At 30.0% G+C, this 21,838-nt stretch carries 23 protein-coding genes; 9 read left to right on the top strand and 14 right to left on the bottom strand.

Going from position 1 to position 21,838, the window contains the following annotated elements; translation table 11 throughout:
• The first annotated feature begins 11 nt into the window (after positions 1–11).
• From lpdA to F7018_RS05245, 3 genes are all read left to right on the top strand, one after another.
• Positions 12–1,400 (top strand): dihydrolipoyl dehydrogenase, encoded by a 1,389-nt coding sequence (gene lpdA / locus F7018_RS05235; RefSeq protein WP_150898959.1) that lies wholly within the window; start codon positions 12–14, stop codon positions 1,398–1,400.
• Between the two features lie 94 nt (positions 1,401–1,494).
• Positions 1,495–2,769, top strand: a complete 1,275-nt coding sequence (locus F7018_RS05240; RefSeq protein ID WP_150898960.1) for a S41 family peptidase — start codon at positions 1,495–1,497, stop codon at positions 2,767–2,769.
• A 48-nt stretch (positions 2,770–2,817) separates the two neighbouring features.
• Positions 2,818–3,273 (top strand): heavy metal-binding domain-containing protein, encoded by a 456-nt coding sequence (locus F7018_RS05245; RefSeq protein ID WP_150898961.1) that lies wholly within the window; start codon positions 2,818–2,820, stop codon positions 3,271–3,273.
• 63 nt (positions 3,274–3,336) lie between these two features.
• Here F7018_RS05245 and F7018_RS05250 read toward each other — a convergent pair whose 3' ends face one another.
• Both F7018_RS05250 and F7018_RS05255 read right to left on the bottom strand, forming a co-directional pair.
• Complete coding sequence (locus tag F7018_RS05250) at positions 3,337–4,197, bottom strand: DUF5694 domain-containing protein (protein WP_150898962.1); 861 nt, start codon at positions 4,195–4,197, stop codon at positions 3,337–3,339.
• A gap of 11 nt (positions 4,198–4,208) precedes the next feature.
• The gene (locus tag F7018_RS05255; RefSeq protein ID WP_150898963.1) at positions 4,209–5,081 is read right to left on the bottom strand and encodes a DUF5694 domain-containing protein; all 873 of its coding nucleotides are present in this window, start codon (positions 5,079–5,081) and stop codon (positions 4,209–4,211) included.
• Positions 5,082–5,290: 209 nt separating this feature from the next.
• Between F7018_RS05255 and F7018_RS05260 the strand changes: the two genes are divergently transcribed.
• Together F7018_RS05260 and F7018_RS05265 are read left to right on the top strand one after the other, a co-directional pair.
• Positions 5,291–6,337 (top strand): sensor histidine kinase, encoded by a 1,047-nt coding sequence (locus F7018_RS05260; protein WP_150898964.1) that lies wholly within the window; start codon positions 5,291–5,293, stop codon positions 6,335–6,337.
• 3 nt (positions 6,338–6,340) lie between these two features.
• A complete protein-coding gene (locus tag F7018_RS05265) occupies positions 6,341–7,048 on the top strand; it encodes a LytR/AlgR family response regulator transcription factor (RefSeq protein ID WP_150898965.1) in 708 nt (235 codons plus the stop codon).
• 271 nt (positions 7,049–7,319) lie between these two features.
• Here F7018_RS05265 and ettA read toward each other — a convergent pair whose 3' ends face one another.
• Together ettA and F7018_RS18340 are read right to left on the bottom strand one after the other, a co-directional pair.
• Positions 7,320–9,011: an energy-dependent translational throttle protein EttA gene (ettA, locus tag F7018_RS05270; RefSeq protein ID WP_150898966.1), complete on the bottom strand. Its 1,692-nt coding sequence runs from the start codon at positions 9,009–9,011 to the stop codon at positions 7,320–7,322.
• A gap of 21 nt (positions 9,012–9,032) precedes the next feature.
• Positions 9,033–9,209 (bottom strand): CAL67264 family membrane protein, encoded by a 177-nt coding sequence (locus F7018_RS18340; RefSeq protein ID WP_175578649.1) that lies wholly within the window; start codon positions 9,207–9,209, stop codon positions 9,033–9,035.
• 182 nt (positions 9,210–9,391) lie between these two features.
• Here F7018_RS18340 and F7018_RS05275 point away from each other — a divergent pair, with 182 nt between their 5' ends.
• Both F7018_RS05275 and F7018_RS05280 read left to right on the top strand, forming a co-directional pair.
• Entirely contained in the window at positions 9,392–10,363 is a 972-nt protein-coding gene (locus F7018_RS05275) for a pepsin/retropepsin-like aspartic protease family protein (protein ID WP_175578650.1), read from the top strand.
• A 46-nt stretch (positions 10,364–10,409) separates the two neighbouring features.
• Positions 10,410–11,372: a glycogen-binding domain-containing protein gene (locus F7018_RS05280; RefSeq protein ID WP_150898968.1), complete on the top strand. Its 963-nt coding sequence runs from the start codon at positions 10,410–10,412 to the stop codon at positions 11,370–11,372.
• On the opposite strand, the gene F7018_RS05285 is transcribed toward F7018_RS05280, so the two are convergent.
• The gene (locus tag F7018_RS05285) at positions 11,373–13,400 is read right to left on the bottom strand and encodes an NADPH-dependent 2,4-dienoyl-CoA reductase (RefSeq protein ID WP_150898969.1); all 2,028 of its coding nucleotides are present in this window, start codon (positions 13,398–13,400) and stop codon (positions 11,373–11,375) included. It abuts the gene before it with no gap.
• Between the two features lie 125 nt (positions 13,401–13,525).
• Positions 13,526–14,467, bottom strand: coding sequence for an NAD(P)H-dependent flavin oxidoreductase (locus F7018_RS05290; RefSeq protein ID WP_150898970.1), 942 nt, complete (start codon positions 14,465–14,467; stop codon positions 13,526–13,528).
• 120 nt (positions 14,468–14,587) lie between these two features.
• Between F7018_RS05290 and F7018_RS05295 the strand changes: the two genes are divergently transcribed.
• Entirely contained in the window at positions 14,588–15,187 is a 600-nt protein-coding gene (locus F7018_RS05295) for a hypothetical protein (RefSeq protein WP_150898971.1), read from the top strand.
• A gap of 120 nt (positions 15,188–15,307) precedes the next feature.
• Here F7018_RS05295 and F7018_RS05300 read toward each other — a convergent pair whose 3' ends face one another.
• The 7 genes from F7018_RS05300 to F7018_RS05330 all read right to left on the bottom strand — a co-directional run bounded on the left by F7018_RS05300 (position 15,308) and on the right by F7018_RS05330 (position 18,877).
• The gene (locus F7018_RS05300) at positions 15,308–16,177 is read right to left on the bottom strand and encodes a pirin family protein (RefSeq protein ID WP_150898972.1); all 870 of its coding nucleotides are present in this window, start codon (positions 16,175–16,177) and stop codon (positions 15,308–15,310) included.
• A gap of 159 nt (positions 16,178–16,336) precedes the next feature.
• Positions 16,337–16,774: a MarR family winged helix-turn-helix transcriptional regulator gene (locus F7018_RS05305; protein WP_150898973.1), complete on the bottom strand. Its 438-nt coding sequence runs from the start codon at positions 16,772–16,774 to the stop codon at positions 16,337–16,339.
• 5 nt (positions 16,775–16,779) lie between these two features.
• Positions 16,780–17,028, bottom strand: coding sequence for a glutaredoxin family protein (locus tag F7018_RS05310; protein WP_150898974.1), 249 nt, complete (start codon positions 17,026–17,028; stop codon positions 16,780–16,782).
• A 108-nt stretch (positions 17,029–17,136) separates the two neighbouring features.
• Entirely contained in the window at positions 17,137–17,568 is a 432-nt protein-coding gene (locus tag F7018_RS05315) for a (4Fe-4S)-binding protein (protein WP_150898975.1), read from the bottom strand.
• A 17-nt stretch (positions 17,569–17,585) separates the two neighbouring features.
• Positions 17,586–18,116, bottom strand: a complete 531-nt coding sequence (locus tag F7018_RS05320; RefSeq protein WP_150898976.1) for an NADPH-dependent FMN reductase — start codon at positions 18,114–18,116, stop codon at positions 17,586–17,588.
• A gap of 4 nt (positions 18,117–18,120) precedes the next feature.
• Positions 18,121–18,528: an OsmC family protein gene (locus tag F7018_RS05325; RefSeq protein WP_150898977.1), complete on the bottom strand. Its 408-nt coding sequence runs from the start codon at positions 18,526–18,528 to the stop codon at positions 18,121–18,123.
• Positions 18,521–18,877 (bottom strand): DoxX family protein, encoded by a 357-nt coding sequence (locus F7018_RS05330; protein WP_150898978.1) that lies wholly within the window; start codon positions 18,875–18,877, stop codon positions 18,521–18,523. Before F7018_RS05330 ends, F7018_RS05325 begins: the two co-directional genes overlap by 8 nt.
• Before the next feature lie 161 nt (positions 18,878–19,038).
• Here F7018_RS05330 and F7018_RS18820 point away from each other — a divergent pair, with 161 nt between their 5' ends.
• Complete coding sequence (locus tag F7018_RS18820; RefSeq protein WP_150898979.1) at positions 19,039–19,998, top strand: bifunctional helix-turn-helix transcriptional regulator/GNAT family N-acetyltransferase; 960 nt, start codon at positions 19,039–19,041, stop codon at positions 19,996–19,998.
• 156 nt (positions 19,999–20,154) lie between these two features.
• On the opposite strand, the gene F7018_RS05340 is transcribed toward F7018_RS18820, so the two are convergent.
• Positions 20,155–21,783: an isocitrate lyase gene (locus tag F7018_RS05340; protein ID WP_150898980.1), complete on the bottom strand. Its 1,629-nt coding sequence runs from the start codon at positions 21,781–21,783 to the stop codon at positions 20,155–20,157.
• Positions 21,784–21,838 lie beyond the last annotated feature (55 nt).

Raw genomic sequence — 21,838 nt, forward strand, 5'->3', positions numbered from 1 at the left:
AAATAGACGACATGAAATACGACGTATTAATAATCGGAAGTGGTCCTGGTGGTTATGTAACTGCTATTAGAGCTTCTCAATTAGGATTTAAAGTTGCAGTAGTAGAAAAAGAAAACTTAGGTGGGATTTGTTTAAACTGGGGATGTATCCCTACAAAAGCATTATTAAAATCTGCTCAAGTATATGATTATTTAAAACATGTTGATGAGTACGGATTAAAAGCTGAAGCAATCGATAAAGATTTTGATGCTGTAATTAAACGTAGTCGTGGTGTTGCTGAAGGAATGAGCAAAGGTGTTCAATTCTTAATGAAGAAAAACAAAATTGATATTATTGACGGATTTGGAAAGGTAAAACCTGGAAAAAAAGTTGATGTTACTGATAAAGATGGTAAAGTAACTGAATACAGTGCAGATCATATTATTATAGCTACAGGAGCTCGTTCTCGTGAGTTACCAAACCTACCACAAGATGGTAAAAAAGTAATTGGTTACCGTGAAGCTATGAGTTTACCTACACAACCAAAATCTATGATTGTTGTTGGTTCTGGAGCTATTGGAGTTGAGTTTGCTCACTTCTACAATTCAATGGGAACTGAGGTTACTGTTGTTGAATTTATGCCAAACATTGTACCAGTTGAAGATAAAGATGTTTCTAAACAAATGGAGCGTTCTTTTAAGAAAGCTGGAATTAAAGTAATGACTAGCTCTTCTGTAGAGTCTGTTGATACTTCTGGTGATGGTGTAAAAGCGACTATTAAAACTAAAAAAGGAGAACAAATTTTAGAAGCAGATATTGTTTTATCGGCTGTTGGAATCAAAACAAATATTGAAAACATCGGATTAGAAGATGTTGGAATTATTACTGACAGAGATAAAATTTTAGTAAATGATTGGTACCAAACTAACATTCCTGGATACTACGCTATTGGTGATGTTACTCCTGGTCCTGCTTTAGCACACGTTGCTTCTGCAGAAGGAATTACATGTGTTGAAAAGATTGCTGGTGTTCATACAGAAGCTATCGATTACGGAAACATTCCTGGTTGTACTTATGCAACTCCAGAAATTGCATCTGTTGGTTTAACTGAAGAAAAAGCAAAAGAAGCTGGTTACGAATTAAAAGTTGGTAAATTCCCATTCTCTGCTTCAGGAAAAGCAAAAGCAGCTGGAACTCCTGACGGATTTGTAAAAGTAATTTTTGATGCTAAGTACGGTGAATGGTTAGGATGTCATATGATTGGTGCTGGTGTAACTGATATGATTGCTGAAGCTGTTTTAGGACGTAAATTAGAAACTACTGGACACGAAGTATTAAAAGCTATCCATCCTCACCCAACAATGAGTGAAGCAGTAATGGAAGCTGTAGCTGATGCTTATGACGAAGTAATTCACCTATAAAAAGATTATATATTTTTTAACTAAAACCTCACCTATTGGGTGAGGTTTTTATTTTTAATTTGACTTTGAAAATTAATTATCAATTAAAAAAGTTATGAAAAAAATTTTATTTTCCTTTTTGGTTATTATTTGCTCTTATTCTTATGCTCAACAAATATCCAATGAAGATTGGACAACAGATTTAAATTTTTTAAAAACAGAATTAGCTAAGAAACATAAGAACTTATTTTTTAAAATAAGTAAACAAGATTTTGAAAAAGAAATTGAATCCATAGTAAATTCTTTAGAAAAAGATAGTAATATTGAAACCTCAATAAAACTCACCCAATTAATTGCTAAAGTAGGCGATACACATACTAACTTAAGTATATCTCATTTACTAAGAAAAAGAAAAACACTTCCTTTAGGTCTTATTTGGTTTGGAGATGGATTGTATATAAATGCTACCTCAAAAGATAATTATGAAATTTTAGACAAAAAATTAATTGCTATTAACAACTATAAAATCGAGACAATTATCGACAGTTTAAAAACATTATTTGTTCCTGAAAACAGAGCTGTTATTAATCAAAATAGTAAAAGATTATTACCTAAACATGTCTTATTAAAGCATTTTGGTTTTGCTAAACCTAACGATAGTATTTACAATTTAAAATTAACCGATCAATCAGGTAAAATAACCAATTATAAACTTAAAGAGGTAGATATTCCTACGAAAAGGTATAGAAATAAAATCTATATGAGAGTTAACGCTCAAAAACCATTTTATATGAATGGTAGTCGTAAAATTTTTAAAGAGAAATATTTTCCAGAAGAAAAAATTTATTTCGTTCAATATAATAAATGCGTTAGTAGAGAAACTGTTGAAAAATACGGAAAAAAAGAATTTGCCTACAGATTTCCTTCTTTTAAAAAATTTGAAGCTAAAGTTTTAAAAGAGCTAAATGAAAACAAAAACATTGACAAACTTATTTTTGATATGAGGTTTAATAAAGGGGGGAGTTCTTATTTAGCTGAAAACTTAATTAAAGAAATTGCCAATAATAAAAAGATCAATCAGAAAGGAAAACTTTTTGTCGTGGTAGGTAATGATACTTTTTCATCAGCTATTTTTAATACTGTTGATTTTAAAAATAACACTAATGCAATTATAATTGGTGAAGAAACTGGAGGAAAACCAAATCATTATGGAAATATTAAATCATTTGCTCTTCCTTATTCAAGAATTAAAGTTACCTTTTCTTCAGATTTTTACAAGCTGAGTGATAAAAATGAAAATACAATTACCCCTGATGTTCTTATAGAAACAAAATATAATGATTTTAAAAAAGGAATAGATCCTATTTTTGAATATGTTAAAAAACAATAAGAAAAGATAAAACCTCACCAAAATGGTGAGGTTTTTTTATCTTTGAACATGAAAAAATTTTTCCCATTATTCGTAGTATTATTAATGACGTGTTTTTATTCTTGTAAAAAAGAAGAAAAGAAAACACCTGTACACCCTTTAAATCTTCCTTTTAATGAACGTCCTGTACCTACTCTTCCAAATAACAATATGTTAGGCGGTGGTGTTATAGGAGGTGCACATTATATATGTCCTAAAAGATGTAAAGGAGGAACTTCTAGTGAAAAAGGAGTTTGCCCTGTATGTAGCTCAGCATTAGCTCATAACCAAGCTTTTCATAATAAACCAGCGAGCACTTCTAGTTCGCCAATGTCAACGCCTGTAACAAAACCAGCCTCTGGCCCAAATGCTAATGGCGAATACCATTATAAATGTAAAAACGGTTGTGCTGGTGGCGAAGATGCAGCCGGTAAATGTAGAAGCTGTACGGCAGACTTAGAGCATAATGCTGCTTATCATAGTTAAAGATTACTACTATAAAAAGTATAAAAACCTCACCAAATAGGTGAGGTTTTTTGATTGAATAATCTATTTCAAATAATCGAAAGTATTCACCATTACATATTTTGGGCTTCTGCTTATAAAGTCTCTAAAAAAAGCTGTATGACTTGCTCCCATCAATATAAATACACGGTCATTTTCTGTAAGTTCAATTCTATTTAAATTTGAATACATTCTTAAATTTCTTTGATAATATTTTGCTGCTTCATCGGCTCCTTCAAAATTATCTTTAGTTCCTACATGGGTTAGCATATCTGCATTTACAGCTATTAAAAAGTCAAGAAACCTATCGTGATTTGTTTGTTTTAATTTATCTAAAAGGTTTAGTTTGTTTTCATCATAATTAACTTCTGGATAAAATTTTAATCGATTTTTATAAAACTTATCATGCCAAATAGCATCTATTTCATTGTTAATTTCTCTTCCAATATTATAATTATACCCCATCCTGTAATCTATTCCATAAATTCGTTTAGTATTCGATAATCTTCCTAATTCATAAGCTAATAACTCAACTTCATCTGGTTTTTTAAATTTCATTTCAGGAGTTGCTATGTACTGCTTATATAGAGTCTGGAGTTTTTCATTATATGTTGGCGGAGTTTCTACAATAATAACTGTTGGTTTAAATTCAGCAAGCATAGCTGCTATTTTATGAACTTCTAGTTGATTCTTTTTATCATGTTCGTCAAACTCAGTTTTAGTAGCATCAGAAGTTTGTCCCATATGAAAAGTTCCAAAGTTTAAAACTGGGATTTTCTTTAAATCAGAATTTGTTTCTTTTTTTACTTCTGAAACCTTATTTTCTTTTTCTTCGTTTGTCTTTTGTTTAGCGCATGAAACGGTTGACAAAATTGTTATTACAAGTATTAAATATATTCTTATCATTTTATTTTTAATTATAGTTTAGTTATTTCTTCAAAGTTTTTTAAATTAAAATCTACCGACGATTTTGCTAAGAAATTCAGAATTGATAAATGTCCAGCTCCCATTAAAACAAATACTTTGTCCTCTCCTGCTTTGTTCATATTTAGAATATTTTGAAAAATCCTTAGATTTCTACTGTACCACCAAATTGAATTATCTGCTCCAAAATAATCTCCTTTTTCAGCTTCACCCATTTTAAATTCACCTATTAAATAATGCCCGTGATTATGACTTACTACATCAGGATTATTCATTATTTTAAAATACTCTACTAATGACATTTCTGTTTTTAACTTATCTCCTTTTTCATATAAACTAAAATAAGTATCATTAATATTCATTTCTCTTTTAATCATTTCCATTCCTGCTTTTTGAGCATAGTAGTTCTTCTTAGCTTTAAATTCTTTTTGAGTTAAATCGCTTTTAAAGTTTCTTGACGGAGCATCAACAGCATAGAGTTTTTTGTGTCCTAATTCTTTTCCTAATCTGAAAGCTACTTGATATATTTCATTTGATTTTAATCTAAACTTTCCTTCCAAATAGGCATTGTATAAAGAATCTAACTTTTTCTGCTTGGTTGCTTTCCATTCTACTCCAATCTTAGTAGGTCCGTATTTTTTAATAACATTGAGTAACTCTCTTAATTCCTTTTGACGTTTCTCTGAAAAAATATCTACAGTATATTTTGGTTTATAACTATCTAATTGTGGATTTGCGAAATGAAATGATCCTAAGATTAATAAATCTGATGATTTTATATTTTTAAAATGTTCATCTATTTGAGTTTTTTGAGCAAATACAATACTTGTTATAAATAAAACAATAAATAAAATTCTAGTTTTCATGATTCTATAGTTTTGAATTCGATACTCCAAAAGTATTTACTTAAGCTAGCTAAAAACTCTAATTTCAACCAACACTAATATGTACCGTACCAACTCATCAAAAAATTATATCACAAATTTCGTTGTGTAGTTTTACTAGTTTGTCCTAAAAAACAGAAACTACGTCTTAAAAAGAAAAAGAAAGTTACCTTTATAGCTACTTTTGAACTATGGAATTAAAAAAGACTTTTAAATATCACCTCATTCTTGGATTCATTATTGTTGGAATGGATCTTTTTAGAAGTTATATTACTGGTGGACATACATATTTTATAGAAAAATATAATCTTGTAGGGATTGTTTTAAAAACTACTTTCTACATGACGTTTTTTAGTGTTTATGCTATTAATGTTGGTATTATTTGTCCTAAAACCTTAGCTAAAAACAATCTTGTCTATTTTATTTTAGGGCAAATATCTCTGTTTTTCATTTTTGCAGGAATTCGCTATTTATTAGAAGAAATAATAGTGTACAATATTGCTGGATTTCATAATTATCATGAAAGCACTAGAACCTTTTGGTATTATGTTTTTGACAATTCTTATTATAGTTTACAAATAATTTTATTCAGTACTTTCATATTTTTATTATTCCGTTTTCTTGAGAATAAAAACAAAATTCACAAGCTTAAACTAGAGCATCAACAAGCAGAATTAGATGCTTTAAAAACACAATTAGAACCTCATTTTCTATTTAACACTTTAAATGTTTTCTATTCTGAATTGGCAGATACCCAACCAGAGACTGCTAAAGGAATTTACAAACTTTCTGAACTATTACGATACCTTACTTATGAAGCTCAAAAGGATTACATGCCTTTAAAAAGAGAAATAAAGTTTATTAAGGATTATATTTATTTTTATGAAAAAAGGTTTGAAAATAACTTGTTTCTAAATCTATCAATAAAAGGCGATGTAGCAGAACAACAAATACCTTCTTTGGTTTTGGTTCATTTTATTGAAAATATCTGTAAACATGGTATCATCAATGATAAAAATAACCCTGCTAATATTTCTATTACAATTAATGTAGATTCTTTAGAGCTCAAAACACAAAATAAAATTTCTACTGTTAAAAACTATAGCAGTACAGGAATTGGAAGAGAAAACTTAAAAAAACGATTAGAATTACTTTTTGATAAAGAATTCATCTTTGAACATAAAGAGTTAAATAATACGTATACTACATATTTAAAAATACCAATCAAAGCCAACTAACTTATGAATACTTTAAAATGTTTAATTGTAGATGATGAAGCTCCGGCGATAAGATTATTAGAATCTTATGTAAAAAAAGTATCTTTTTTAGAACTAGTTGGATCTACAACAGACCCTATAGAAGCTATCAGTATTATTGAAAAAGAAGCCTTAGATTTGGTATTCTTAGACATACAAATGCCAACCATTACAGGAATTCAACTTTCTAAAATTATAAAAGATAAGGTTAACGTAATTTTTACCACTGCTTATCCTCAATTTGCTATTGAAAGTTATGAACTCAATGCTATTGACTACCTTTTAAAACCTTTTGAATTTGAGCGTTTTTATAACGCAATTTTAAAAGTAAAACCTAAAGAAAATATAAAACCAATTAGTAAAAGTGATGAATTTATTTTTATAAAAACGGATGGTAAAAATAATTTTGAAAAAGTGTATACAAACGAAATTCTCTATATTGAAAGTTTAAAAAATTATGTATCACTTCATTTAGAAAATAAAGAGGTTATTACCTATAGTACTTTAAAACATTTTGATACTGAACTATCTTCTAAAAGCTTTATAAAAATTCACAAATCTTACATTGTTGCTATTCAACACATAGCAAAAACGGATTCTCTTTCTGTATACTTAACCAACGGTAAAAACTTACCTATAGGAGATACGTATAAAAAAAACTTTTTTGAAAAGATTAATAAACTAATATTATAAAGTTCTAATTATTCTTAATAGTTCCTTAATTATTAAATATTTAACAACCTCATTTTAAAATATTTTTAACCTTAGCAATAAATATGTTAAAAATTTACAATTTCGGCACGATAATTGTTTTTAACATTGCTTTAACTTTTTAATCACAAACTATGAGAAACTATCTACTACACAGTTTTAATTGATGGGAGAATTGTTAAATGAAAAGGAAAGAAAAAACTCGAAGCATGCTAACTTCGAGTTTTTATTTTTATAAAAAATGTAAAATTAATTATCTAATTAACTTTTTATATTTAATACGTTTCGGCATTAAATCACCTCCTAAACGTTTCTTTTTGTTCTCTTCATAATCTGAGAAAGAACCTTCAAAGAAATACACTTGACTATCTCCTTCAAAAGCTAAGATGTGTGTACAAATTCTATCTAAGAACCATCTATCGTGAGAAATTACCACAGCACAACCTGCAAAGTTTTCTAAACCTTCCTCTAAGGCTCTTAAAGTATTTACATCTAAATCATTCGTAGGCTCATCTAATAGTAAAACATTACCCTCTTCCTTTAAAGTCATTGCTAAATGTAAACGGTTACGTTCTCCACCAGAAAGTGTATTCACTTTCTTATTTTGTTCGCTACCTCCAAAATTAAAACGACTTAAATATGCACGAGAGTTCACTTGCTTTCCTCCCATCATTACTAAATCTTGACCCTCTGAGAAATTTTCCCAAATAGATTTTTCTGGATCTATATTAGAATGTGATTGATCTACATAAGCAATTTTTGCTGTCTCTCCTACTTTAAAACTTCCAGAATCTGGAGCTTCCTCTCCCATAATCATTTTAAAAATTGTAGTCTTACCAGCACCGTTTGGTCCAATAATACCAACAATTCCTGCTTGTGGAAGATTGAATTCTAAATTTTCATATAATAATTTATCTCCAAAAGCTTTTGATACACCAGTTGCTTCAATAACATTCGTTCCTAAACGAGGCCCATTAGGAATGTAAATCTCTAATTTTTCCTCAGTTTGCTTTTGGTCTTGACTCATTAATTTCTCATAGTTCTTCAAACGTGCTTTTTGCTTTGTTTGACGACCTTTTGCTCCTTGTCTAACCCAATCTAACTCTCGTTCTAATGTCTTTTGACGTTTAGAAGCTGTTTTACTTTCTTGAGCTAATCTTTTCGATTTTTGATCTAACCAAGACGAATAGTTTCCTTTCCAAGGAATTCCCTCTCCTCTGTCTAATTCTAAAATCCATCCTGCAACATTATCTAAGAAATATCTATCGTGTGTTACAGCAATAACAGTTCCTTTGTATTGTGCTAAATGATGCTCTAACCAGTGTACAGATTCTGCATCTAAGTGGTTGGTAGGCTCATCTAATAATAATATTTCAGGCTCTTGCAATAACAATCTACATAATGCAACTCTACGACGCTCTCCTCCAGATAATACTCCAATCTTCTTATCAGAATCTGGTGTACGTAAAGCATCCATTGCTATTTCTAACTTGGTGTCTAATTCCCAAGCATTAGAAGCATCAATTTTATCTTGAAGTTCGGCTTGTCTAGCCATTAACTTCTCCATTTTATCAGCATCAGAGTATACTTCTTCTAAACCAAACATATCGTTGATTTTGTTATACTCATCTAAAATAGCTACAGTTTCTGCAACTCCTTCTTTTACAACTTCTAAAACTGTTTTATCATCATCTAATTGTGGCTCTTGCTCTAAATAACCAACTTTATATCCTGGTGAAAAAGTTACATCTCCTTGGAAGTTTTTTTCTACTCCAGCTATTATTTTTAACAATGTTGATTTACCAGATCCATTAAGTCCTAGAATACCAATTTTAGCTCCATAAAAAAAGCTTAAATAAATATCTTTTAAAACTTGTTTCCCGGTACTTTGATAGGTCTTAGAGACCTTATTCATTGAAAAAATTACTTTCTTATCGTCTGACATTTAATTGCTATTTTTTATTGTTTAAACTCTTCCTTTAAGGGCGTTAAACACCCAAGCATTTGCAAAAAAACCTAGACCTACAGCTCCAAAACCATATCCTGCTATTTCATCGTATTTAAATACAGCTAATGCTACTAATAAAATACCCATTAAAACCATTATAAGCGTTGCCCAACCTAGGACTGTGTTTTTATTCATTGACATAATTTACTTTTTACAAAAAATGTGAATTACAAATATCGGTATTTATTTAGATTTGACAATATTAAGTTTTAGGGCAAAAACCTTATTATTCATTACAGGTTTAAATTTATCATATCTTTTATATTTCTATTTTTGGAAAAAATGTAACTTAGTCTTCAAAAATGCGTCTTTATAATATGCGTAACATATTGTACATATTATTCTTTTTATCAGTTGGTAAGTTTTCCTACGCTACAAATGACAATGAAATCATTATCAATTCTGTTCCTATTCATTTTAAGAACGCAAAAGTTATAAATGAACATTCTACTCGAATTCCTTTTAAATTAGTTGATAGACTTATTGTTATTGAAGGTAACATAAAAGATAAAAAAGGGAATTTTATTATTGATACAGGTTCTGAAACCATGATTTTAAACAAAGCGCATTTTAAAATTTATCCTTTTCAAAAAGAAAAAAAAACTACAACAGGAGTTATTAATAATGTAGATAATCTTTTTGAAAAAAAGATAAAAAAACTATCACTAAAAGAGTTTACTCTTCATAATAAGAGATCTGATATTATTGATTTATCTCACATAGAAAAAAGTAAAAAAATTAAACTATTAGGAATCATTGGTTACAGTATTTTAAAAGACTATGAAATTTTTATCGATCTATACCTGAATCAGATTACGCTTACCAAAATAGATTCATCAGGAAATACTTTAAATAAAAATGTATATCTGGAAAAGATAGTTGATACTGTTGACTTTAAACTAGAAAAACACACTATTGTTTTAAATGGTTATATTGGTAAACAGAAAATAAAATTTGGTCTAGATACGGGTGCTGAATTTAATCAGTTGCATAAAAGAATTAACAAAAAAGCTTTAAGGCATTTTTACCCTAAAAAACGTGTAAAACTTGTGGGGGCAAGCAAAAGAAAAATTGAAGTTATGTATGGAGATTTATTCCGAATAAAACTTAGTGATAAGATATATTTTGGACCTATGAAAACCATGCTCACCAGCCTTCATAACATGAACAAAGCCTTTGGCACAAATTTAGATGGTATATTAGGACATGACTTTTTTGCACAAAAAAGGGTTATAATCAATTATAAAAAAGAGAAGCTTTATTTTATTAATTACCCACTTATAAGATAGTTTTTACCTCTTTAAAAAAATCATTTGATTGTATTTATAGTATAGCATGAAGCATTTATTAAAAATAACTTTATTCATAATTTGTTTTAGTAACCTCAACGTTTTTTCTCAGAAAAAAGCAATAAAAGGTTATAAAATAGAAGGAGATTATGTTGTTTTTACATTTGATAAAAGAGACTATACTGAAGCTACCAATGAACGTACCAAAGAGAAGCTGGATTTTGATGATTTTGACATAGAAAATGTTGTTGTTTCTGGTAATTTTAATTCATGGTCTAGAGACAGTTGGAAAATGACTAAGGTTTCCAAAAACATATATGAATTAAGAAAAAGAATTACCGATTTTAAAGATGAATTTGACTGGGAATTCAAATTTGTTATAAATAATCGCATTTGGGCTGAACCCTCTGAAAACATAAGCAATATTACTCCTGCTAGGGATGGTTTCATGAATTACTACACTTATAATTTAAAAATGTATAGTGCCTATCCTAGTAAAAATGGAAATGCAAAATTTAGACTTAAAGGTTTTGAAAATGCTAAAAAAGTAATTGTTACAGGTTCTTTTAATAAATGGAACGAACAACTTTTTGAAATGGAAAAAACCGATAATGGTTGGGAGCTAACACTTCAATTAAATCCTGATAAATATGAATACCGATTTATTGTTGATGGTGCTTGGATTGAAGACCCAATTAACCCTATGAAAGTTCCTAATGAATTTGGAGAATATAATTCTATAATTGATATTTCTGTTAAGGTAAAATTCTTTTTATATGGTTATGAAGACGCCAAAGAAGTAATTTTAGCCGGATCTTTTAATGATTGGTCTGAACATTCTTTAAAAATGAAAAGAGTAAAGAATGGTTGGACATATTCAACAAAACTGCCTTCTGGAAAACATCATTATAAATTTATAGTAGATGGAAATTGGAAAGTAGATCCATCAAACCCTGTAAAAGAATTTGATGGACATGGTAATATCAATTCTGTAAAAATGGTGAAATAATTAAATTTTCGCTGCTAATCTACTTCCTTGGTCTATTGCTCTTTTAGCATCCAATTCTGCTGCCACATCAGCCCCACCAATTACATGAGTTTTAATCCCTTTAGCTTCTAATGGTTCTAATAATTCTTTGTAAGGTAATTGCCCTGCACAAATAATAATATTATCTACTTCTAATACTTTTTGTTCTTCATTTTGTGTATAGTGAAGCCCCTTATCATCTATTTTAGTGTATTGAACTTCATTAATAAACTGTACTTTTTTCTTTTTTAATACAGCTCTATGAATCCAACCTGTAGTTTTCCCTAATTTACCACCAAACTTACCTTTACTACGTTTTAGCATAAATATTTCTCTTGGAGATGGATGAAAATCTGGTTGTATTCCTTCTATTCCTGCGCGTGCTTTTAAAGATTTATCAATTCCCCATTCTTGTAACCATGCATCTATATTTTGTGAAGTACTTTCACCTTCATGTGCTAAATATTCAGATACATCAAAACCAATTCCTCCTGCTCCAATAACAGCAACCTTTTTACCTACTTCTTTTTTAAGTTTTATAACATCGATATAACTCAATACTTTTTCATGATCAATTCCATCAATACGTGGTGTACGAGGAGTAATACCTGTAGCTAAGATAACCTCATCAAAGTTTCCTTGGGCTAAATCTTCAGCATTAACTCTTGTATTCAATTGTAGATTTATATTGTGTAGCTCTATTTGTTTGTTGAAATAACGAATAGTTTCATAAAACTCTTCCTTTCCAGGAATTTGTTTGGCAATATTAAACTGTCCTCCTGTTTCTTTATCGGCATCATAAAGAGTTACTTCATGACCTCTCTGGGCTGCTACAGTTGCTGCCGCTAAACCTGCTGGCCCAGCTCCTACAACAGCTATTTTCTTTTTATTTTCAGTTGGAACGTAATTTAATTCTGTTTCATGACATGCTCTTGGATTTACCAAACAGCTAGCTACTTTCTTTTGAAAAGCGTGATCTAAACAAGCCTGATTACAAGCTATACATGTATTTATTTCATCTTCTCTTTCCTCCTTTGCTTTATTTACCCATTCTGAATCTGCTAAAAATGGGCGTGCCATAGAAATCATATCTGCGTGCCCTTCTTTTAATACCTTTTCTGCAGTTTCAGGCATGTTAATTCTATTAGAAGTTACTAATGGAATTGACAATTCTTCTTTCATTTTTTGAGTAACCCAAGTAAATGCTGCTCTAGGTACTGATGTGGCTATAGTTGGGATTCTAGCTTCGTGCCAACCAATTCCTGTATTTATAATAGTAGCTCCCGCTTTTTCTATTTCTTTTCCTAACTGAACTACCTCTTCCCAAGAACTTCCTTGTTCAACAAGGTCTAGCATTGATAAACGATAAATAATAATAAAGTTTTCTCCTACTGCTTCTCTTGTTTTTTGAACTATTTCAACAGCTAAACGGATTCTATTTTCATAATCTCCTCCATAATTATCAGTTCTTTTATTTGTTCTTTTAACAATGAACTGATTAATTAAATATCCTTCAGACCCCATTATTTCTACTCCATCATATCCAGCTTCTTGAGATAACTTTGCACAGTTCACAAAATCTTTTACAGTTCTTCTAATACCAGATTGCTTTAATGCAAATGGCTTAAAAGGATTTATAGGTGCTTGGATTTTTGAAGGAGCTACACTAATTGGGTGATATCCATAACGTCCAGAATGTAAAATTTGCATACATATTTTACCACCTTCTTTATGCACTGCTTCTGTAATTTTTTTATGTTCTCTGGCATGCTTTTTAGTACTCATTCTTGCAGAGAAAGGCGCAGTCCACCCTTGAATATTAGGTGCAATTCCTCCTGAAACTATCAATCCTACTCCTCCTTTTGCTCGTTCTGCATAATAAGCAGCTATTTTTTCTATACCATTTTTTTCTTCTTCTAAACCAGTATGCATAGATCCCATTAAAATTCTATTTTTAATAGTAGTAAAACCTAAGTCTAGGGGCTCGAAAATATGTTTATACTTTGTCATTGTTTTGATAGTTTTAGTTGAAATTTATTATGCATGCATAATAAATGCAAAATACATTAATTTTCTTTAAAAAATAAATAAGGCAGCCATTTAATGACTGCCTTATTCTTCTATTTATTATTTTTCTAAATAAATTTAGCTACTATCTGATTAACTGGTAAAACATCTTTAGTATGCTCTATACTTGGTCCAGCTACCCATACAGTTTTATAAGTAGCTTTCATGGCTGCCTTTTCAGTAGCTTTCATTCCTATTGAAAAACGGATCATTTTTACCCACTTTTTTAATTTTCTATTTTTATTTAAAAGCTTTTCTAACCAACTTTCTTCTGTACCTATTTTTTGTACATAAGGAGTATTAATTACTGTACAGGGTGTTCCAGAAATTCTCTTTGTCATTATAATGTCTTTCTCTCCATAAGTAACACAAGCTTCCTTATATTCTTTGGTTACGTCTGACTCTGTGGATGCAATAAAAGGACTTCCAACTGATACACCTATAGCTCCATAAGACAACATTTCTTCTAACTGTTCTTTATTCCCTACCCCTCCGGCTGAAATAACTGGTATATTACAATTACTTGTTAACTCTTCTATTAACTCTTTAGGAGTAAAATTACCTCTGTGTCCTCCTGCTTCATTATTTACAGCAATCAAAGCATCCGCTTTTAAGGATTCTACTTTTTTAGCAAATTTTAAATCGGTAACGTCACAAAATACTTTGATTCCTTTTTTATGTGCTTCTCTAATCGTTTCTTCTGGACTTCCCAAAGAAGTTATAATAAAATCTACTCCTTCTTCACACAGTACTTCTAATTGTGCTTTATATTTAACATTAGATTTATTCACAATTAAATTAAAACCAAAAGAACCTCCTTCTACTTTATGCTCTTTTAATTCTTTAATAGCTGCTCTTAGTTCTTCTAAGGTTCTATAATTCAATGCAGGGATACAACCAGCTACTCCTGCTTTCATACCTTCAATGACCATTTTAGTATTTGACACTAAAAACATTGGTGCCATAATTATTGGGTGTTTAACACCTAAGATATCTTTAAGATTTGACATATTTGAAGTTTTAAATTTATTATGCGCGCATAATAAATTGCAAGATACGATTTTTTATAAGACAAAAAGACAATTAACTTTTAAGTATATTTACATATGCTATAAATTTAAAATTGTGCTATGAGTAAAAAAAGATCTGAGTTAATAGGAAAACTTATTATGTTAATCTTATTTGTTTCTTGTTCAAAAAATGAAGTTAGGTTAAAAGAACTCGCAAGTTACCCTGTGAAATTTGCTAAACAAAAAGTCAATCATCCGAGTAATGATTTTTCTATATTTATCCCAAAAAGCTGGAAATGGAAAGTTGAAGATTATAATAATGAAAACATTATTTTAGGTATTGATGCTATCTCTAATCCCGATAAAGATGGATTTACTGATGTTATTGCTATTCAAAAGATTAAAAGTTTAGGAAAAAATAAAAGCTTAGAATCTGAATTCAAACACTACTTTAACTTAATAAAAAATAATTCGAAAGGTCAAAAGATAGTAGAATCTGGTTCTACAGAAATTTTAAACCAAAAATCATATTTCATACATATAAAATCAACTACTGATATATATGGAGCTACTGAATCAATAAGTTTTATTTTAAACAGCGAAACTGAAGGAGTCTTCTATAACTTAACAGCTTCTGCATCTCAAACTAAAGACTTCAAGAAAAATATGTCGGTTATGATTAGGTCTCTATCAACTTTTAGAAAATTAAACAATGAATAAATCGATGATAGAATTGAAAATTTTACAATTTGGGAACAAAAAAATAAATGCATAACATATAATTTTAAATCATACACTATGCACTAAAAATTACTTCTGTAAGGCTAGAAGTCATCAATGTTAATACAAATAACCCATTTTCCCTTTCTGATAATCTCGTAATGCTTCCATTATCTCTGTTTGAGTATTCATAACATAAGGTCCCCAAGAAGCTACTTTTTCATTTATAGGCTCTCCTGATAATACTAACAAAGTACTTTCTTTTTTCGCTTCTATTTGTATGCTATCCCCATCTTGATGAAAAGTAATCATTTGAGTTGCTCCTTTTTTTAAAGTTGCTTCATCATTAATCAGTACTTCACCATCTAACAAATACACTAGGGATTTATGTGATGTTGGAATACTAATATTCATTTCTCCTTTCTCTTGAGTTTTAACCGTAAACACATTAACTGCTGTTTGAGTTTTAATCAGTCCTTGTTTTTCTTCTAGTTCTCCAGCTACAACTTTTAATTCTATACTCTTATCTTCATTTGTTATAACAGGAATATCTTCACTTTTTAAATGTTGATAATTTGCAGGCATCATTTTTTTTACTGCTGGAAGATTAAGCCATAATTGTATTCCTTCTAACTCCCCTCCTCTTTCTACAAACTCTTTTGATGGTCCTTCTGCATGAATAATACCTCTACCTGCTGTGGTCCATTGTACATCTCCTGCCTTTACTAACATTTCATTTCCTAAAGAATCCCTATGCAATTGCTCTCCTTTAAATAATAATGTTATTGGCTCAAAACCTCTATGTGGATGTGGTCCTAAATCAAAAGGATTATTAAACGGACTTATTGCATAAGGTCCATAATGATGCAGTAATAAAAATGGATCTACCATATCTATTCCTTCTGTTGGAATGGGTTGTCTTAATCTTACTGGTCCCATGCTTACAAGTGGACTCCCTACTTTATGCGCTATTGTTTTTAATGTTTTCATGTTTTTTTAATTCAAATGATACTTCTACTTTTAATTTACCTAGTAAATAAAGTTGTTCGGTATTTTCTGCTTCTTGTATTTTAAAATCATCACATTTAAATTATTTTCCATGGAAAATATATTGATAAATTTTTTGCCCTTTTCAATATATTTTTATTCCTATCTAATTTTGTCTAATAAATTACTTAACTGAATTGCTTCTTCTTCGGTAATATTTTCAATAAAATCTACATCAATATTACTGTCTATGGTTTCAAGTAACTCTAATCCTTGATTGGTTATGTTTATAAATACAACTCTCCTATCGTGATCGCATCTCATACGATTAATTAATTTCTTATCGCATAATTTGTCCATTAATCGAGTGGCATTAGGAGCTCTTTCAATCATTCTGTCTTTAATAACCTGAACTTTTATAGGTTCTTTGGCTCCTCTAAGGATTCTAAGAATATTATACTGCTGTGGTGAGATTCCATAAGGGCGGAAAAATTCATTTTCTTTACTAAGAATCCAATTTGCTGTATATTTTATATTTATAAAAGCTTTCACTTTGTTATTTGGAAATGTTGAATTAATGTCTTTTGAAATATCTCCCATTGTATCTACCCTCTTAATTTTAAATCCTTCATTAACTTATTGAACAAATCTGATGTTGGTGTTAAATAGACCTCTTCATTAATAAATAATGTTGGGTATTTAACTGTACCTTCATACAGCTCTTTACTATGTTCTCTGGCTTGTTCATCCGTTGATACATCTTTGTAATCAAAAGCTATTTCTGTAGATTTTAAAAAGTTTTTAAACGCAACTGAATGTGCATGCCCTTTTCTACCGTATAAAGTAATTTTCATCTTTTTCTTTCTTAGTACAAAATTAGTTAAATCGCTTTTTATTTCCAAGGAAACTAATGTAAGAGCATTTATTTCATTTGGCAGTATTGGTAAAAATACAATTACTCCTTATCCTATAAAACCTTCCTTTACATGTGCTCCATCACAATAAGGCTTATTTTTTGAAGCTCCACATCTACAAAAAGCTGTTGTTTTGTTTTTTTTCTCTGATTTTCCATCTGAGTTAGTTATATGTAAAGTTCCATACACTAACAATGGTCCATTTGCTAAAACTTCAATCTTAGTCTCTGTATATGCTTTTTCCTTACTTTCACCTTTTGATATGTATGATAATGCACCAGATGGACAAGCTTCTACTTGTTTTTTAATCCTTTCTGTAGTTGCTCCTTCCATGTTTACCCATGGTTTATTTCTTGGATCAAAAACCTGAATTAATTCTTTCCAACACTTCTTAGCGTGAATACAAGTTTTTGGTTTCCAAACTACAGTAATATCATCATTACTGTATTTTTTTACTAGCTCTTTTTGCTTATCAGACATAACTAAAATGTTTTTATTTATACTACATTTTCGAAAGTTGTAACTGCTTCTTTAAGTTTATTATTTAACTCTTCATTTACAATACTTCCCTCTTTAAAGTTATCATAAAATACTGGTAATGAGAAATTCGAAGCTACATTGGCTCCCATATGAGGAAAAGTTCCTAATGCTGAAGCCAAAACTCCTGCGCCTCCTCTACCTCCTGGTGATGCTGCCATTACTAAAACTGGTTTGTCTCTAAATACTTTCCTATCTTTTCTAGAAGCCCAGTCGAAAATATTTTTAAATGCTGCTGAATACGATCCGTTATGTTCAGCTAAAGAAACTATAAATCCATCATATTTATCTAAAGCTTCATTAAACTTAGCTGCTCCTTCTGGATATTCTTCATCTCTTTCTATATCTTCACTAAAAACGGGTGTCGTGTAATCGTTTAAATCTAATACATCAAAAGATACATTCTCCAATTGACTTGCTGCATAAGTTGCTAATTGTTTGTTAATTGATGTAGTACTTGTACTACCTGCAAATGCTGCTATTTTTTTCATCTTGTTATATTATTTTACTACTTATTTCTGTTTCTCCTTTTATCATTTTAGCAATAGGACATTGAGCTGCCATTGCTAATAATTTTTCTCGTTGTTCTTCGGTTACTTCTTTTTCAAAAGAGATTTCCTCTACTAACGATTTTTTTATTCCTTCAGAAGTTAATGCCTGTTTTTGACTTACTTTAACAGTAATCTCACCTAAATCCCAATTTTTCTTTTCAGCATACATACGTAATGTCATAGATACACAACCGCCTATTGCTGTTAACAAATACTCTACTGGTGTTGGAGCATTATCGTCTCCTCCTTTATTAACCGGTTCATCTATCATTACAAAATGATTTCTCATTTTTGCTTCTGCTAAATAATTACGATTGGTTAGTTTAACTTCTGAAGTGATATTTTTAGGCATTTATCTTTTTATTATATATGTATGAGGTTACTAATAAAATCATTGCCACAATTGCTCCTGTTTGTTGTCCATCACTTATCATAACATGTGCAAAAAATGCAAGTATAAAAGCAAAGAAGAAACCAGCGTATGCCCATTCTTTCAAAAATGTATCTCTTAAAAACCATATAGCTACTAACCCTAAAATCTTAGCTATTCCATATGGATAAATAATATAGGTTGGATAACCGAATGCTTCATACATTTTTGATATTTCAGCATTATTTACAAAGTACATTCCAGCAGAAAACAACATTAATAAACTTAATAATCCTGTTGCTACATAATAAATAATTTTGTCTCTTTTCATTATAATTTGGTTTTAAATTCTTTACAAAGATATAAAAAATATTTTTATTTACCATGGAATATATTTTCTAGGTATATATTTACTATTCTCTTATTATTAAATTATTTAGAAATATTTGTATATTTGCATAAGCACTTATATAAATAGTTATTTTAAATATTATGGACGCATTAAAAGGTTTTGGTGAAATAGGAATGGGCTCTCGATTAAAGAGAGTAAGTGAATATATGATGAGAGAAACCCAATTGGTATATGACAGGTATAATATTGATTTTGATCCTTACCTCTTCCCTACTTTTAAAATCATAAAGAATAAGAAAGGAGTTACCAATGCCGAAATAACTAACAGTTTACTAATATCGCAACCAGCAACAACACAAGTAATAAATAAGCTACTAAAAAAAGAACTCATAGTACTAAAAGAGGATAAAATAGATAAGCGAAAAAAAGTAATATTTCTTTCTGAAAAAGGTAAAAACCTAGTAAAGAATGTTACTCCAATATGGAATAGTATAGAACAAATTATAAAAGACTACACAACTATTAGCTCTAATTCTTTAGTAGAGCATTTAAACATTTTAGAAGAAAAATTTAACAAAAAAGCTTTTAGCGAAGCTATTATAGAACATATACAAATGAATACAATAAAAAAACACAACCTACAGATTGAAGAATTCAAAAAGGAATATGCTGTTCATTTTTATGATTTAAACATTGAATGGCTTAAAACATTTTTTTACGTTGAACCTTATGATGAAGAAGTTTTAAGTAATCCTGATAAATATATTATTGATAAAGGTGGACATATCTTTTTTGCAAAATTAGATAACGAAATAGTAGGTACTGTAGCACTAATGCCTATGAAAGAAGAGAACGTTTACGAACTTACAAAAATGGCGGTTTCACCTAAACATAGAGGTTTTAAAATTGGTCAGAAATTAATGCAACAATGTATCAATTTTGCCAAAGAGAATGAATTTGACAAGCTGGTATTATACTCTAATACTAAATTAGAAAACGCTATTTATATTTATAGAAAATATGGTTTTATTGAAATTCCAGTTGAAGAAAACTCACCGTACATTAGAAGTGATATTAAAATGGAATTAAAAACGAAATAAATAAAAAAACTCCTGCTCAATGCTGGAGTTTTTACTTCAAAATAAAATTTATAAACCGCTAACTATAAATTTATGCTTTTATAAAGTTTCCCGCTATGCAAACAAACAACCTTTTACAAACCACATAAACGGGAAACTTGCCTACTAATAATTACTTTACACTTCCAATTCTGCTAATTCTTGTGTAGAAATTTGTTTGTTGGATTCAAACTGGTTAGAAGTATTTTTTGCTCCTCCTGCTTTTAAAGCCTTATCACCAGCAAAGAAAGTTTTATGGTCATCACCTAAATCAGAACCAGCCATTCTTTGATGCTTTACACAAGAAACTCCTTTTCTTATTTCTTTTCGTTGTACTTCTTTTACATAAGACAGCATGCCTTCTTCTCCAAAATACCCTTCAGTTAAATCGTTCATATGAAGTGCTGTAGTATGATATGTTGGCAAGGTTATTAAATGATGGAATACTCCAGCTTCTTTAGCTGCGTCTGCTTGAAAAGTTTTAATTTTCTCATCGGCTCTTAAACATAATTCAGAACCGTCATATGTAGCATCCATTAAATTATTTCTATCGTACATAGACACATCTTCACCTTCTATAAGCATCGTATCGTAAACCTGATTACGGAAATTTAATGTCCAATTAAATGATGGTGAATTATTATAAACCAACTTGGCATTTGGCACTACTTCTTTTACTCTATTTACCATATGTGCTATTTGACTAACATTTGGCGTTGGTGTTTCAATCCATAATAAATCTGCACCATTCTTCAAACTAACAATACAATCCAACACAACTCTATCGATATTTGAACCTTCTCTGAATTTATATAATCCGTTAGACAATCTAACCGGACGCACTAACTTTCCATCTCTTTTAAGTAACACATCGTCTTCCTTTGCATTTTCAATAGCTATTTCTTCAGCTTCAACAAATGCTAAGTATTGAGAAGCTAAATCTCCTGGCTCCTGACTTACTGGTAATTTTTGCGTTAAACCAGCTCCTTCAGAATCTGTTCTAGCGACAATAATTCCATCTTCTACCCCTAACTCTAAAAATGCGTATCGAATAGCATTCAATTTAGCTATAAAATCTTCATGTGGTACCGTTACTTTTCCGTCTTGATGTCCGCATTGTTTAGCATCAGAAACTTGATTTTCTATTTGAATAGCACAAGCTCCTGCTTGTATCATTTTTTTAGCCAATAAGTAAGTTGCTTCTTCATTACCAAAACCTGCATCAATATCAGCTATAATTGGTACTATATGTGTTTCAAAATTATCTATCTGATCTTGTACATCTTCCCCTTTTTCCAATCGTTTAAATAAATCATTTAGTTCAACAGCATCTGCCTGTCTTAAAAAATCATAAATCTCTTTTATCAAAGCAGGTACCGCTGTTTTTTCATGCATCGACTGATCTGGTAACGGTCCAAATTCTGATCGCAATGCAGCCACCATCCACCCAGAAAGATACAAATAACGTTTGCTTGTTGTTTTATGATGCTTTTTTACAGCAATCATTTTTTGTTGTGCTACAAATCCATGCCAACACCCTAACGATTGTGTATAATTTGATGTATTTGCATCATACTCAGCCATATCTTTACGCATAATAGCAGCTGTATATTTTGCAATATCCAAACCAGTTTTAAATCGGTTTTGAGTTACCATTCTTGCTGCATTCTCTGGACTTATAGCGTTCCAGTTGCTTTCAAACTTTTTCTTAAGGTTTTTAACTGTTTCTAAAGCTGAATTATAACTTCCTTGAGCTAAATTTTTCATAAATTTGTGTTGTTAAATAAGTTATTTAATTTTATTGATAGCTTACCCTATTAAA

It is taken from the genome of Tenacibaculum aiptasiae, assembly GCF_008806755.1.
GTDB classification, from domain to species: domain Bacteria; phylum Bacteroidota; class Bacteroidia; order Flavobacteriales; family Flavobacteriaceae; genus Polaribacter; species Polaribacter aiptasiae.